Origin of the sequence: Nonomuraea sp. NPDC049714 (assembly GCF_044465295.1) — a bacterium.
Taxonomy (GTDB): domain Bacteria; phylum Actinomycetota; class Actinomycetes; order Streptosporangiales; family Streptosporangiaceae; genus Nonomuraea.
Genome location: NZ_JBITLM010000009.1, coordinates 280,906 through 294,834 on the forward strand (window position 1 = coordinate 280,906; position 13,929 = coordinate 294,834).

Here is a 13,929-nt window from a genome sequence, read left to right on the forward strand (position 1 = left end):
CTCAGGCCTCCTCAGGCCTCATCAGGCCTCCTCAGGCCTCCTCAGGCCTCCTCAGGCCTCCTCAGGCCTCCTCAGGCCTCCTCAGGCCTCATCAGGCCTCCTCAGGCCTCCTCAGGCCTCCTCAGGCCTCATCAGGCCTCCTCATTGACGTGCGGGCACCAGCGTATCCACCGGTGTCAGGCGTCCCGGGTGCGGAACACCGCGAACGCGACGGTCAGCAGCAGCGCGGTGAAGGCGGCCAGCACCCCGAGCCCCGCCCACGGAGTCAGCCGCCCGGCCGCCTGAACGGTGGTGGTGATCTGAAGACCGGCCGAGATCGGCCAGTAGGTCAGCATCGCCTCTCTCGCCGGCTCCGGCATGAGCCGGGGCCCGATGACGGGGATGATGAAGTTGACCGCCACGAGCACGGTGGCCGCGATCATCGTGCCGCGCAGCAGGCAGCCCAGCGCCACGCCCACCAGGCCCACCAGCGCCCAGATCACCCCCATGCCGACGACGGCCCGCAGCACTCCGGGCTGGCCCAGCGTCGCCGTGGGCGCGCCGCCGGCGCCGATGGCCACCTGCCCGAGCAGGAACGACCCGAAGCTCGCCACCTCACCCGCCACCAGGGCGAGCCCGGCGAACATGGTGACCTTGGCGGCCAGCAACCGCCCCCGCCGGGGCGCCACGGTCAGGCTCGTCCGGATCATCCCGGTGACGTACTCCGACGTCACCACCAGCACGCCCAGCGTGCCCACCACGGTCTCGGCGAACAGGAAGCCGCCGTACATGCTGATGTAGGTGGCGTCGAACGCCCCGCCCGCCCGGTACCCCTCGCCCGCACGGTAGGCGGTGAGGGCGCCGAGCCCCACCATGAGCCCCACGGCGATCAGCAGGGTGACGACGTTCGACGGCACGGTGCGGAACTTGGTCCATTCGGCCCGGAACGTGTTCATGCCGCTGCTCCCTGGAACTCGATACTGTCGCGGGTGAGATTCATGTACGCCTCCTCAAGGGAGAGGCGCTGGGGGGTGAGCTCCGACAGCACCACCCCGGCCTCCATCGCCACCCGGCCGATCTGCCTGGCGTCCAGCCCGGTGACGACGAGCGCCCCGTCGGCGCCGGGCTCCGCCTGGCCGCCCGCGTCGCTCAGCCTGCGGGCGAGCGTCTCCCGGTCGTCCGCGCGGACCAGCACGCCGGAGCTGTGCCGGACGAACTCCCGCATCCCCACGTCCGCGATCAGCCTGCCCCTGCCGATGACCACGAGATGGTCGGCGGTCAGCGCCATCTCGCTCATCAGATGGCTGGAGACGAGCACGGTGCGGCCCTCGTCGGCCAGCCCGCGCATCAGCTCCCGGATCCACTTGATGCCCTCGGGGTCCAGGCCGTTGACGGGCTCGTCGAACAGCAGCACCTTCGGGTCGCCGAGCAGCGCCGCCGCGATGCCGAGCCGCTGGCTCATCCCGAGGGAGAAGGTGCCGGACCGCCGGCGCGCCACCGATTCGAGCCCCACCAGGCGCAGCACCTCGTCCACCCGCTCGGCCGGGATCGCGTTGCTGTGGGCGAGCCAGAGCAGGTGGTTGCGCGCCGTACGCGAGCCGTGCACCGCGCGGGCGTCCAGGAGCGCGCCCACCTCGCGCATCGGCAGCGGCGCGGCCACGTACGGGCGGCCGTTGACCCGCACGCTTCCCGCATCCGGCCGGTCCAGCCCCAGGATCATCCGCATGGTCGTCGATTTGCCCGCCCCGTTCGGCCCGAGGAAGCCGGTGACCCGGCCCGGCTCGACGCCGAACGTCAGCCCGTCCACGGCCGTCCGGTCGCCGTAACGCTTGGTCAGTCCCGCGAGTTCGATCATCTTCCAGCCCTGCCGTCGACCTCGATGTCCGTCATGACTTGAGAATCGCTGCAGAGCTTTTCTCCCAAAATCCACCGATCGGTTGATACGGCATCCGCCTCGACCGGAAATTCATCGTCGTTTCGCCCTGAAGCGCTGATACATGTCGCGTTCCCTTTCTTCGGTGAAGCGTTAGTCTCGAAATGTGCACCCCCCGTCACCACCCCGTACACTTTTCGTGATCATGCCTTTCGGGATACGGACGCTTTCCTCCGGTTCCGACCATGACTTCGACCGCTTCTATGTCGAGGTCCTGCGGCCGATCGCGCAGACGGCCAGCTGGGCCGTGCTGCGCGCCGACGAGCTCGCCGAGCAGGGCACCATCGTCAACCAGGCGTTCAGACATCTGCACTCGGCGGACCTGGTCGTCGCCGACCTGAGCGCGCCCAACGGCAACGTCTACTACGAGCTGGGCATCAGGCACGCCATCTCGCCGGGCAAGACGATCCTGGTCGCGGCGCGGGGCACGGAGCTGCCGTTCGACCTGGCGGGCCAGCGGGTGCTCTTCTACGACCTCGACTTCGCGGCCGACACCGGCTTCCACGCCCTTTACGCGCGGGCCCTCAACAGCGAGCCCGACCTCGACGCGAACCCGGTCAGATCGGCCCTGACCAAGCTCGGCCTGCACTCCGATCCGGACACCGACCATGTGGCCTTCCAGCAGGAGCTCAACCTCAAGATCGATCGGGCCCGCAACGTCGAGCAGCTGGTCGCCGTCTGGCACTGGGCCCGGCAGTTCGACAACCTGCCCATCAGCAGCCTGCTATCGCTGGGCTATCGGCTCGCCGAGGCCGGCGATTACGCCACCGCCGTCCACGCGCTGGACGCGGCGTTCCCCATGGCCGCCCAGGACTACGAGGTGCACCGGCAGCGCGGCTTCTACCTGCGTAAGCTCGGCCGGCTGGAGGAGGCCGAGGCGGCGCTGACCAGGGCCAACGAGCTCAACCCCTCCGACCCCGAGACCCTGGGCATGCTGGGCGGCGCGCTGAAGCGGCAGCGGCGCTACGCCGAGGCCCTGGAACGGTACGAAGCCGGCGCCCGCCTCTCCCCCACCAGCCTCTACCTGGCGGTCGCGCAGGCCGGCATGTCGATCATCGCCGCGCCGCACGACCCCGAGCACGGGCTGGCCCTCTACCGTGAACTCCTGACCAAGATCGAATCCGATCCGGGTTACGAGGTCGACTCCTGGGCCAACCTGGTCGCCGCCGAGGCCAGTTTCGTGCTCGGCCGGCTCGACGACGCCTACGCCCACGCCCGCGCCGGCGTGCGCCTGGGAGCGGGCCGTCTGGACCTGGAGTCGGCGACCGAGCAGATCCGGATGCTCGACGACGCCGGGTTCCCGTTGCCGAACGCCCGCGGCTTCGTCAGGTGGCTGTCGCAGGGCGCGGCGGGCGCGATCCCCAGGAACGCCGGGCAGGCGGCGCAGTTCAAGAAGCGCATCATCTTCCATCTGTCCGACGTGCACTTCGGCTCCTTCGACAAGGAGGGGCGGAAGGTCGACGCGCACCGGTTCCACGACAGCGAGAACACCAGCCGGCTGAGCCTGGAGCTGCAGGAGGAGTTCGTCGCGGCCATGCAGCGGTCGGGGTGCGAGCCGGCCAACGCCACGATCGTGCTGTCCGGCGACTCCACCTACACCGCGAGCGAGTCGGAGTTCGACCTCGTCAGGGACTTCCTGAACGAGCTGTGCGGGTCTCTCGGGCTCGAACCTCGTCAGGTGGTGGTCGTGCCGGGCAACCACGACATCGACTGGTTCCAGTCGGCCTCCAACTGGAGCCACCGCTTCGACAACTACCTGGCCTTCGCGGTGAAGTTCTACGGCGAGCCGCTGTTCAGGGAGCTGTTCCCGTTGGTCACCTGGGATCTGAAGATGCCGGGCAAGCGGCCGGCCCCCAACGAGCTGATCTACTACCGGGCCGACGACACCACCGCCTTCGTCGGCCTGAACTCGTGCGTGTTCGAGGACAACCAGAATCACTACGGCTTCATCGGCAAGCGCCAGCTCGACAACGTGAACCGGGTGCTGGACCGGAAGAAGGCGCCGGAGATCCGGATCGCGGTCATGCACCACCACCTCCACCCCTTCCCCGAGCCGCTGGAGACCCGGAAGGGTCAGGACGTCACGCTGGACCTGTCCACGGTGCGCGACGCCGGCATGGTGGAGCAGCGCCTGGAGAAGCTCGGGTTCTCGCTGCTGCTGCACGGCCACAAGCACAAGCCCCAGCTGCGCGAGACCCTCGTACGGGATCCGCTGATCAGCTCCTCCACCACGGTGCGCCCGCTCATCGTGTCGGGCTGCGGCAGCACCGGGGTGAGCGCGCACGGCCTGGAGCACAACCAGCCCAACCACTTCGCCATCCTGGAGCTGCTGCAGCCGACCCGCTCGCTCGGAGCCGACTTCGTCTCCGTCGAATGGCGCGAACTGACCGTGTCCCCCGGCGCGGAGTGGGCCACCAAACAGCGCTGGACGTTGAAGGGGTGACATGGACAAGACCAGTCGCAACCTCGTTCCTGCGGTGCTCGACGGGGCCCATGACGGGGAGCCCCTGGAGCTGGCCACCGCCCTGTTCAGACATGCCGAACGCAACGCGCTGACCACGATCAACTGGTACCTCTGGAAGAAGACGATCAAGTCCCGCTGGTCGCGGATCCTCCGCGCCTCGGCGATCGTGCTGGCCGTGGCCGGCGGTGTGACGCCCCTGCTCCACGCCGCCAGTCCGGGGCTCATCGCCTCCGGGTGGGGCTATGTGGCGCTGGCGCTCTCCGCCGGCTGCGTGCTCTTCGACCGCTACTTCGGCTACACCTCCTCCTGGATGCGCTACATGCGCGCCCAGGCCCGCCTGCACCGCGTCCTGGTCACGGCACAGGCGCAGTGGACCGCCGCGATGATCCAGTGCACCCACGCCGCCGCCCCGGTCGACGTGCTCATGCCCATCGTGCAGGACCTCATCAAGGGCACGGCCGAGACGGTCGAGCTGGAGACCGACGAGTGGGCCCGCGAGCTGACCGAGCAGTCGGAGCAGTTGCAACGGACCACCGAGAAGGACGACAGGCAGCGCAGGTGACGGTCACTCGGTGACGAAATCGACCTTGACGTGCGCGGGGACGCCGAGGCGAAGGACCGCGTCGAGCCATTTACGGTCGATGCTCACGCTTTCCGGCAGCTGGATGGTGACCTTGGACTCGTCCGTGCCCGGCAGGGTGCCGCCCGGCTGGGTGGACCAGGTGGCGCCGCCGGAATCGGTGATCCGCACCGGCTCCACCCCGGTGAGGGTCCGTACCAATCGGGCCAGGCCGTCCAGAGTGCCGCGCGCCCGATGCAGGGACACGGCCTCCAGCACGAGAGCGCGGCGCTGCTGGAGGGTCATGTGCTCGCTGAATCCGATGCCGACCCAGCTCGCCAGCCACGGCAGGAAGTCCGGCGGCGTGAGGGCCGGATCCAGATAGCTGTCCAGGCAGTCCAGGGTCGTCAGGATGGGCGCGAGCACCTGGTCGAACGCCTCGGTCATCTGCTGGACCCACGTGTCGCCCGCGTAGATGGCGGGCAACTGCTCGCCGAGAGGATGGGCGGTGGCCAGCCCTGTGACGCCCATGCGCATGCTTCACGACTCCACTTTGATCTGGTGGCCGTACGAGAAGACCAGAGTGTCCGGCTTCAGGGTGATCTGCTGGACGGGGTCGCCACGTCGCCCGGTGACCGGATCGGCCTCGAACAGGAGGATTTCGTCGATCAGATCGACACCCTCGACCTGCTGGAGGATGGCGTGCACCTCGCCCGCCTGCACGGGACGGCCGAACGGCCAGCCCGTGCCCCACTGCCCTCCGGTGACCGGGTTGAGGTAGGTGTACAGAGCCGACAGGGCGCGGGCGCGGACCTCTTCGTGGTTCACGGCCGAGCCGGCCCGTAGCTCGGCCACGACCGTGACGCCCTGGTAGGAGGGCGGCTCGACGAGGATCCGCGCTCCCAGACAGCGCCGCTCGTCCAGATATGTGGCGATAGCGCGGACCATCTCCTCCTTCGGCATGAATTGCTCAAAGTTCCGCTCGGTGCCCCGCACGTCCGGCACGACCAGCACCCGCACGCCTTCGGTCGGACCACCGTCCGAACCGGTGACGGGGACGCACTTGATCCGGGCCGCGTTCGACGCCGCCGTCCGCGCGAGCGCCTCGTAGTCCTCGACCGTGACGGCTCGGTCCATGCCCCGCAGTTGCAGCGGGCCCCGGACGGCGGCGTCGGCCACGGACTCGGCGTCCACGCCGCCGACGGCGGGCCTCCGGTTGATGACCTTCCGCACGAAAGGCACCGGATCGCGCGGAACGACCAGCGCCTCGCGGGCCACGTTGCCGCGGCGTCCGCCGCCGGTGAGATAGGCGGGCATCTTCACCAGAGCGCCCTTCTCCGGCACGTCACCGTAGGGATTCATGGAGCCGCCCTTCTCCCGCACCGCGGGGGGAAAGACGATCTCGCCCGCGACCCGGTCCACCACGAAGTGGCGGCTGCTCGCACTGGTGGAAGCGAAGGAGTCCACTTCCGTCCACTCCTGCGGGCCATTGCGCGCGAGCACCTGCACGACCAGCTTCTCGTCCGTGACCACGATGGGCGGGCGCCGAACGGTGAACCGCTGACCGGGAACGCCCTCCGCCGTGCCGAGGATCTCGTCCTTCACGAGGTCGGCGTGGCATGCCTCGACCGACCCGCCCATGGTTCGCGCGGTCACGGCCATGATGCGCGGGGTGGAGGAGTACGGCTCCCCCTGCCGGGCCTCGACCACCCGGCACCGGAGCCAGCCGCCCAGGTTGTCCGCCACCACGGAGGCCACATGATCGTCCGGCACGTGCAGCAGCACCTCGCCATCCCTGGTCAGCCCTCCTGTCGTGTCGCTCTCCAGCTCGCAGGCCGCCCAGCGGTCGCCCTTCCAGTACTGCCATTCGAGCGGCGGGTCGTCGGGATCGATCCCCGCGCCGGCGACCGCGCAGTCGAACGAGAGGAGGACGACGCATCGGGGGACCGCGTTCGGCAGCCCGAAGTAGACTGCGTCGTTCTGACGAGGCGGGTCGGTGAAGCAGTCCACGCCCGTCCCCTCCCGGAGCTCGACGCCGCGGTCGACCTGCTGGGATCCGGCGGTCCCGGTGCAGAGGTGGTCGAGCGCGGACGGGACGATCACCAGGTCTCGTGTGGTCATGAAGACGACGGGCTCCTCTCCCTCCACGTGCACGTTCGCCACTCTCGTGGCCTTCGGCACCGTGACCGGTTGCGCCCTGCTCGCCGCCAGGGTGAAGGTCAGGTCGCAGGCGGCCGGGGTCGGCGGGAACAGCCGCACGCCGAGGAGATCGAGGAAGCGCATGTAGTGCAGGTCGGTGACCCGGTTCAGCCGGTAGATCAGCTGGTCCACCATGAAGGCGAACGTCTCGACGAGCGTGATGCCCGGATCGGAGACGTTGTGGTCCGTCCACTCGGGGCATCGCTGCTGGATCAGCTTCTTGGCCTCGTCCACCAGGTCCTGGAAGTGCCGGTCGTCGAGTCGGGGAGCGGGAAGCGACATCATGCTCCTTCGTGCGGCGGAATGACGTAGAAGGGGAAGACGAGGTTGCGCGGGTCGTTCTCCCCGCGCAGCGCGTAGCGGATGTCGATGAGCAGGATCCCCTCGTCCGCCCGGCCGAAGCCCACCTGGACGTCGACCAGGTCGATCCGCGGCTCCCAGCGTTCCAGTGCCGTGCGGACCTCGTACGAGAGCAGCCCGGCCGTGCCGGCGTTGGCCGGCGCGAACACCAGATCATGGATGGCGCAGCCGAACTCGGGCCGCATCGGCCGCTCACCGGGTGAGGTGCCGAGGATGAGCCGGATGCTCTGCACGATCTCGTGCTCCCCCGTGACCAGCGCGATCGATCCCGTCTGGTCCGCCCGCACCTCGAAGGCCCAGCCCGCGCCGATGAAGTCCCTGTTCACGGTCATCCTCCGATCGACACCGTGGGGCAACCCATGATGATCATGGCGCCGCATCCGGTCCGGTCCCCCACGCGCGCGGCGGGCAGGCCGCCGATGAGCACGGTGACACTGCCGGGCCCGGCGATGGGCGTGGGCGGATGCGGGGTCGTGGGCGAGGGGAACGCGCAGGTGTGCATGGTGGTCACCGTCGCGGCGGGCATCCCGCCGATGAGCACCGTCGGCACCCCGGGCCCGGTGATGAACCCGGGGTGATCGGTGGGGTCGCCCACCCGTGCCGCGAATCCCATCAGTTGATCCTCACCTGTAGGCCCTGGATCACCACGTCGGCCTGGCCGGTGACGCTGACCCGGGCGCCCTTCAGCTCCAGCGGCCCCATGCCGGCGTCCACGGTGATGCCGGCAGCGGCCTTGATCTCCAGCGGCCCGTTGCCCGCCTCGACGGTGACGCCGGCGGCCCCCTTGATCGTGACCGCGCCCGTCCGCGCGTCCAGCCGTACGGTCGACCGCTCGTCACCCGTGGCGAGCAGCACCCCGCCCCCGGCGGTGACGGAATCGACGAGCTCCAGGCGGTGACCGGTCCTGGACACCAGGGCACGGACGTTCACCTGGCCGGTTGCGTCATCGATCGCCGGGGCCGACAGCTTCGGCAGCGCGTCCCGCCCGTTGTAGAGCCCGCCGAGCACGTAAGGATGATCGATGTCGCCGTTCTCGAACCCGACGAGCACCTCGTCCCCGACCTCCACGGGCAGCACCGCGCCCCGATCGTCGCCGGCGCCCGCCGCCATCACCCGCGCCCAGCCGCTGGTGTAGCCGGCGGCCAGCCACGGCATGCTCAGCCGCAGCCGGCCCTGGCCCGCCGGATCGTGCACGTCGCTCACGATCGCGGGGACCAGCCCCATCCGGCCGGGCGGCGCCGGTCCCGGCGAACCGGCCGACACCGTGAACGCCGTGGTGTAGCCGGTGACCGCGGAGAAGACGTGGCGCGTACCGGACAACCTGTAGCGCCCTTCGAAGGGCGCGCCGACGTTGACCAGCTTCATCAGGGTGCCCGCGCGCAGCTCGGGATCTCCCCGCACCACGCCCTCCAGCTCGGCCGCGCCGCCGCCCAGGCCGACCGCCAGCGCCTCGGCCGCGGCCGACACCTCCGCCTGGGAGCGGTGCCGGCTGTCTCCCGCCAGCAGGGACGGCGCCCCGAACCGGCCGCCCAGCTCGACCGGGTCCGCGCCCGGCACCTCGGCCTCGGCGGCGGACGGCGTGGCCATGGCCGTGACCTCCTGCTTGTTCTCGTAGTCCCAGCCTCGCACCTCGACCTCGGGCACCTGACCGCCCGCCGTGACGGTCGCCCGGAGCGACAGCAGAGCCCCGCCGGCCGCCACGGTGACCTCCTGTGACCCGCCGCGCGGCCCCGGCAGCCGGAACGACAGCTTCCCGTCGACGACCCGTACCCGCGCCCCGGTCCGGCGGGACAGCCGGGACAGGAACTCCCAGTCGCTGATGCCGTCCTGGTTGATCTGCGTACCCGGCCGCCCGCCGATGCCGGGGAGCGCGTCGATCTCGCCGGGCTTCAGTCCCGCCCGCCGGGCGACCATGCTGACGATGTCAGCGACCGCCATATCCGGATATACGGCCACCCGTCGCCCTCGCATGAGCCGGTGCGCCTCGTCCATCCCGCGCACCTCCGCGAACGTCCCGTCGGAGTCCACGTCCAGGACGACCGAGGTGACCTCGCCGTTCATCAGCGGGCGCGGGCCTCCCGGATCAGAGGTCTGCACCCTGAGCCGGACCTTCGCACCGATGGCGAAGCGGCCCTTGCCCAACGCCACACCGCCGTCGTCGCGGAAGCGCAGCACGAACACGTCGGGCAGGTGCTGACTGTCCTCGACGTACCCCGACGCGAGAAGCGCCGCGACGTCCTCCGGCAGGGGGCTGCCCTCGACCTCCACCATGAGCCCGCCCGTGAACAGCTCAGCGGCCACCGGTCAGCTCCTCGATCCGGGGGACCAGCAGCCGCGCGCCCGGCCGCAACCGCATCGGGTCGTCGATGCCGTTCGCCTCGGCCACCGCCCGCCAGCGGCTGGGGTCGCCGTAGGCCCGGTAGGCCACGGCCGCCAGCGTCTCGCCTGCCACCACCACATGGACGTCCACCGTGCCGGGGGCGCCTGACGTCGGATTCTGCTTCGGCGGGACCCCGGCGATCTCTTCCATCGTCACCGAGCAGACCGCCCTGATCGGCAGGCCCCCCGGCGTGAACAGCGTGAACCTGGCCGTGACGTTGCTGACGAACGCGGTGAAACCGTTCAGCAGCCCCCACCGCAGAACCACCCACGGCGGGCACGACTGCGCGCTGGCCAGCGTCTTGTCCGTGGGCACGACGCAGCTGAACAGCTTGTCCACGGCCTTGGCCACCTTGTCGTCCATGGTGTCGGTGGCGTCGAAGAACATCTCCAGCGTCAGCCTGCACGGGTCCGGGCCCTGAAACTGCGGCACGCCGCTCCGGCGGGTGTTGCGCTGCGGGCTCCGCCGCCAGCGTGCGGCCTTGGTGAACGCCAGCTCGTTCGGATTGAACTGGAAGTTGATGGTGTCGTAGCTCCTGCCGGGCTTGCCGATGCCGGTGCTCGGCGGATGAAGGAGCTCCAGGTAGGCCCGTTCCAGGCTGGTCGGCGGCCCGTCGCCGGGCGCCGTGGACGGCGCCGAAGACTCGAACACCAGCGGAGATGACACGGTCAGCCTCCCCAGCCCGGTCCGAAGAACCCGTGATGGGCCAACTCGACCGTCTCCATGGCGGCTTCCGGGGTCATGCTGTCGAACCTCGGCCCCGTCCATCTGACGGGGACCACGTCCCGCAGACCCCAGCTCGTGATCAGCTCACCCTGGAGGGTACGGGCCTCGATGGTCGCCGTCCTGCGCCTCATCCCGTACACCGAGCTCGCGAACCACCGGGTCACGTCCCTGCTCGCGGCCGTGACCGGCCTGGACAGCCGCACGTTGGAGAACCTCACCCGGGTCGGCAGCTGCCAGACGTGCCCGTTGTTGCCGCCTTCCACGCGCTGCTCCATCTCGACCTCGCACCCGAGGCCGTCGCAGCTGTCGAACATCCCCAGATCGTCGCCGTCGATCTTGAGGCTGTAACACACCGCGACCGCGGTCTCCTCGTCCGCCATCTCCCGCTACCCCCAGAACCCCGGGTCCGCCACGAGCCCACGCCGCTCGCGCTCCAGCCGGAACTCGGCCCTGAGCCTGCGCAGCAGCGACTCGTAAAGCGTCTCCATCAGCTCGTCCACCTGCATCCCCCCTGCCGGCTCCCCCTCGACCACCCTCGCCACGCACCCGATCTCCTGACCGAGTCCCAGACCTGGCTCCGCCCCGACTCCCCCGCCCGGCTCGGGACCGGTTCCCCCGCCCGGCTCGGGACCGGTTCCCCCGCCCGGCTGCTCTTGCACGGCACGCCCGGCTTCCCATACGGCCGGCGCACCCGCCCTCTCGGGCTCCCCCACGACCCGCCTCTGTGCTCTCTCGGACTTCCGTACGGCCTGCCTTCTGGGTCCTTCTGCCTCCCATACGGCCCGGGTGACCGGTGCTCCAGTTCCGTGCGAGCGGCCTGTGGACCGATCTACGGGCCCCATCTGCCGTCCGGGACCAGCACCGTCGTACCTGCGAGCCGGATCTGCGGACGTGCGTGGCGACAGCGGCGCGGCAGGCATCGGCTCCTGCCATGCCGGGGCCCGCCGCGGGCCGTCCTCCGTCCCGGAACGCCTGCCGAGCTGCGCGGGGAGGCTCAACGCGAAGGCGGCCGTCCGGATCCGGCATCCGCCCGAACCAAGCGTGGGCGAATCCCCGCATACATCCGAGGCCGGGTAAGCGAGTCCCGGCCTTACGACGACGTCCGACCTCGTCAACTCCACTCCTGGAGACCCAGCCGTCGAAGACCCCGCCCCCGAGCTCTCGGATGTCGGAGCCCGCACCCCTGCGAACTCGGACGTCGGAGGCCACGACCTTGGAGACTCGGGGCTTGGAGATCCCAACGTCGGACTGTTCGGCGTGGGAGAGTCCATGCCTACGGCAGGCTGCGCCCTTGGAACGTCCACCCCCGAGAGCTCCGGCCCCGGCGACTGCGGGCGTGTGCGGTCCGGCCGGGGAGGGATTCGCAACGCGGACGTGCCCGACCTCGATGACCTTGCCCCAGGCGAGCCTGACCACCAAGAGCCCGACCCAGGCAAGGCCGACCCCGGAGAGTCCAGACCGGACCTGCCCGACCTCGACGAGTCCGACCCAGGTGAGTCCAACCGGGACCTGCCCCACCTTGAGGAGTCCGACCCGGGTGAGTCCACCCCATGTTCGCCTGACAAGGGGGAATCCGACCTCGAAGAGTCCAACGTGGGTGAGCCCGGCCCAGACGCGCCCGACCGGGGTGAACCCGTCGTCGACTCCTCCGGGCTCGCCGAGTCCGAGGGGTGGCAGGCCGGCGGGATGGATTCCTGGTCAGTGACTTCCGAGATGCTCCTGGTGTCGATGGGGGCACCCACCTGGCGCTCTGCCACGGGTAGAGGCTGCTCGTCATCGGACGTGCTCCGCGTGGACGCGAGCGGGGGCTGGCGTACCGGTGCGGCGATGAGCGGCTCACCCAAGCCCAACGGGCGACGCCACCGGGACGCGTCCGCGGTGCTCCGCAGCATGCCGACCTCGTCCCAAGTGTCGCCGCCCCCATGCGACAACGGCGCGCCCGGACTTTCCACCGGATTCAGATCGGAGGATGCCGAACCGTTGGCCTCCAGAGCCTCGGCACCCACCCGAACGTCCGCCGACACCCCGCCGCCGCCGGGTGCCTCACCAGCCTGCGCACTCTCGGTGGCGTGCCGGGCGAACGCTCCGCCGCCGAGGGTGGGCACGGTGACGGTCTCGGTCAAGGGCCGCGCCTGATCCCCCGCGACGGACCCGACCGGCGTACCTGGCCGTACGGGGTCAACAGTGGGCGGCACAGGCCGTACAGGCTGGGTCTCCATCGCCGGAGACGGCGCTGGAGGCGCGGTCGGCGGAACAGGCCGCACGGGCTCCACCGCCCCGCCGGCCGGGGCGACCCGTACAACAGACCCGGATTCCCCACCCGACACCCCCACAGCAGGCGCGACCGATGAATCAGGCCACCCCTGATCCACCGACCCCACAAGGCGAGAAGCCGCAGGGTGCGACGCCCCAGCAGGGTCAGCGTCCCCTCCCTGGCTCTGCGCTGAGGACGGCGATGCCGGCACAGGTTGCACAAGGCCTGGTGAAGACCGGGGCCCGGAGGGGCGCGCGGGCGCCGGCGGATGGAGAGGTGGCGTGAAGGCACCAGGCGCGGAGCCGTCACACCGCGCGGGAGTTACAGGCGGGACGCAAGCATCACGCCCGGAAGCGGCGCCAGACGGCAAAGCGACCGGCCAGGCGGAGGTAGCCGACGCCGCCCAAGCGTCACCCCTGGAAGGGACAGCAGCTTGCCCGGAAGCGTCACCCCCCGAGGGGGCCGCGGGCGGCGGAGTGGCTGACCGGTTGGAGGCAACGGGCTGGGAAGGGGAAACGGACGGCGCGCAAACCTCACCTCCCGCAGGAGTGGCAGACGGCGAAGCGGCCGACCGAGCGGAAATAGCCGGCTCGAAAGAGGTAACAGCCGCCGCGCCAGCGCCACCACCAGAAAGGGTGCCATCCAGCGCGCAAGCATCACCCCCGGAAGCGACACCAGGCCGCGGGGTGGCCGACCAGGCGGAGGCAACGGGCTGGAAAGGGGAAACGGACGGCGCGCAAACCTCACCTCCCGCAGGAGCGGCAGACGGCGAAGCGGCCGACCGAGCGGAAATAGCCGGCTCGAAAGAGGTAACAGCCGCCGCGCCACCGTCACCACCAGAAGGGATGCCATCCAACGCGCAAGCATCACCCCCGGAAGCGACACCAGGCGCCGGAGTGGCTGACCAGGCGGAGGCAACGGGCTGGAAAGGGGAAACGGACGGCGCACAAACCTCACCTCCCGCAGGAGCGGCAGGCAGCGAAGCGGCCGACCGAGCGGAAATAGCCGGCTCGAAAGAGGTAACAGCCGCCGCGCCACCGTCACCACCAGAAGGGATGCCATCCAACGCGCAAGC

The 13,929-nt window shown here is 70.3% G+C and carries 12 protein-coding genes; 2 read left to right on the forward strand and 10 right to left on the reverse strand.

Annotation, left to right across the window (positions count from 1 at the left end; genetic code table 11):
* Positions 1–176: 176 nt before the first annotated feature.
* Both ACIBQX_RS32705 and ACIBQX_RS32710 read right to left on the reverse strand, forming a co-directional pair.
* Entirely contained in the window at positions 177–935 is a 759-nt protein-coding gene (locus ACIBQX_RS32705; RefSeq protein ID WP_397011331.1) for an ABC transporter permease, read from the reverse strand.
* A complete protein-coding gene (locus tag ACIBQX_RS32710; RefSeq protein ID WP_397011333.1) occupies positions 932–1,834 on the reverse strand; it encodes an ABC transporter ATP-binding protein in 903 nt (300 codons plus the stop codon). The genes ACIBQX_RS32705 and ACIBQX_RS32710 overlap by 4 nt, the downstream gene beginning before the upstream one ends.
* Before the next feature lie 223 nt (positions 1,835–2,057).
* On the opposite strand from ACIBQX_RS32710, the gene ACIBQX_RS32715 reads away from it, so the two are divergent.
* Both ACIBQX_RS32715 and ACIBQX_RS32720 read left to right on the forward strand, forming a co-directional pair.
* Positions 2,058–4,355, forward strand: a complete 2,298-nt coding sequence (locus tag ACIBQX_RS32715) for a metallophosphoesterase (protein WP_397011335.1) — start codon at positions 2,058–2,060, stop codon at positions 4,353–4,355.
* Between the two features lies 1 nt (position 4,356).
* A complete protein-coding gene (locus ACIBQX_RS32720; protein WP_397011337.1) occupies positions 4,357–4,938 on the forward strand; it encodes an SLATT domain-containing protein in 582 nt (193 codons plus the stop codon).
* A gap of 3 nt (positions 4,939–4,941) precedes the next feature.
* On the opposite strand, the gene ACIBQX_RS32725 is transcribed toward ACIBQX_RS32720, so the two are convergent.
* Genes ACIBQX_RS32725 through ACIBQX_RS32760 form a run of 8 tightly spaced genes read right to left on the reverse strand, consistent with a single transcriptional unit; the run spans position 4,942 to position 11,142 of the window.
* A complete protein-coding gene (locus tag ACIBQX_RS32725; RefSeq protein WP_397011339.1) occupies positions 4,942–5,472 on the reverse strand; it encodes a phage tail protein in 531 nt (176 codons plus the stop codon).
* A gap of 3 nt (positions 5,473–5,475) precedes the next feature.
* Positions 5,476–7,419, reverse strand: coding sequence for a putative baseplate assembly protein (locus tag ACIBQX_RS32730; RefSeq protein WP_397011341.1), 1,944 nt, complete (start codon positions 7,417–7,419; stop codon positions 5,476–5,478).
* Entirely contained in the window at positions 7,416–7,820 is a 405-nt protein-coding gene (locus ACIBQX_RS32735) for a GPW/gp25 family protein (protein ID WP_397011343.1), read from the reverse strand. The genes ACIBQX_RS32730 and ACIBQX_RS32735 overlap by 4 nt, the downstream gene beginning before the upstream one ends.
* A gap of 2 nt (positions 7,821–7,822) precedes the next feature.
* Positions 7,823–8,107 (reverse strand): PAAR domain-containing protein, encoded by a 285-nt coding sequence (locus ACIBQX_RS32740; RefSeq protein WP_397011345.1) that lies wholly within the window; start codon positions 8,105–8,107, stop codon positions 7,823–7,825.
* Positions 8,107–9,795 carry a VgrG-related protein gene (locus ACIBQX_RS32745; protein ID WP_397011347.1) on the reverse strand — a complete coding sequence of 563 codons (1,689 nt, stop codon included), beginning with the start codon at positions 9,793–9,795 and terminating at the stop codon, positions 8,107–8,109. The genes ACIBQX_RS32740 and ACIBQX_RS32745 overlap by 1 nt, the downstream gene beginning before the upstream one ends.
* Positions 9,785–10,540, reverse strand: coding sequence for a LysM peptidoglycan-binding domain-containing protein (locus tag ACIBQX_RS32750; RefSeq protein WP_397011349.1), 756 nt, complete (start codon positions 10,538–10,540; stop codon positions 9,785–9,787). The genes ACIBQX_RS32745 and ACIBQX_RS32750 overlap by 11 nt, the downstream gene beginning before the upstream one ends.
* A gap of 2 nt (positions 10,541–10,542) precedes the next feature.
* Positions 10,543–10,980: a phage tail protein gene (locus tag ACIBQX_RS32755; RefSeq protein WP_397011351.1), complete on the reverse strand. Its 438-nt coding sequence runs from the start codon at positions 10,978–10,980 to the stop codon at positions 10,543–10,545.
* A gap of 6 nt (positions 10,981–10,986) precedes the next feature.
* Positions 10,987–11,142: a hypothetical protein gene (locus tag ACIBQX_RS32760; RefSeq protein ID WP_397011352.1), complete on the reverse strand. Its 156-nt coding sequence runs from the start codon at positions 11,140–11,142 to the stop codon at positions 10,987–10,989.
* Positions 11,143–13,929 lie beyond the last annotated feature (2,787 nt).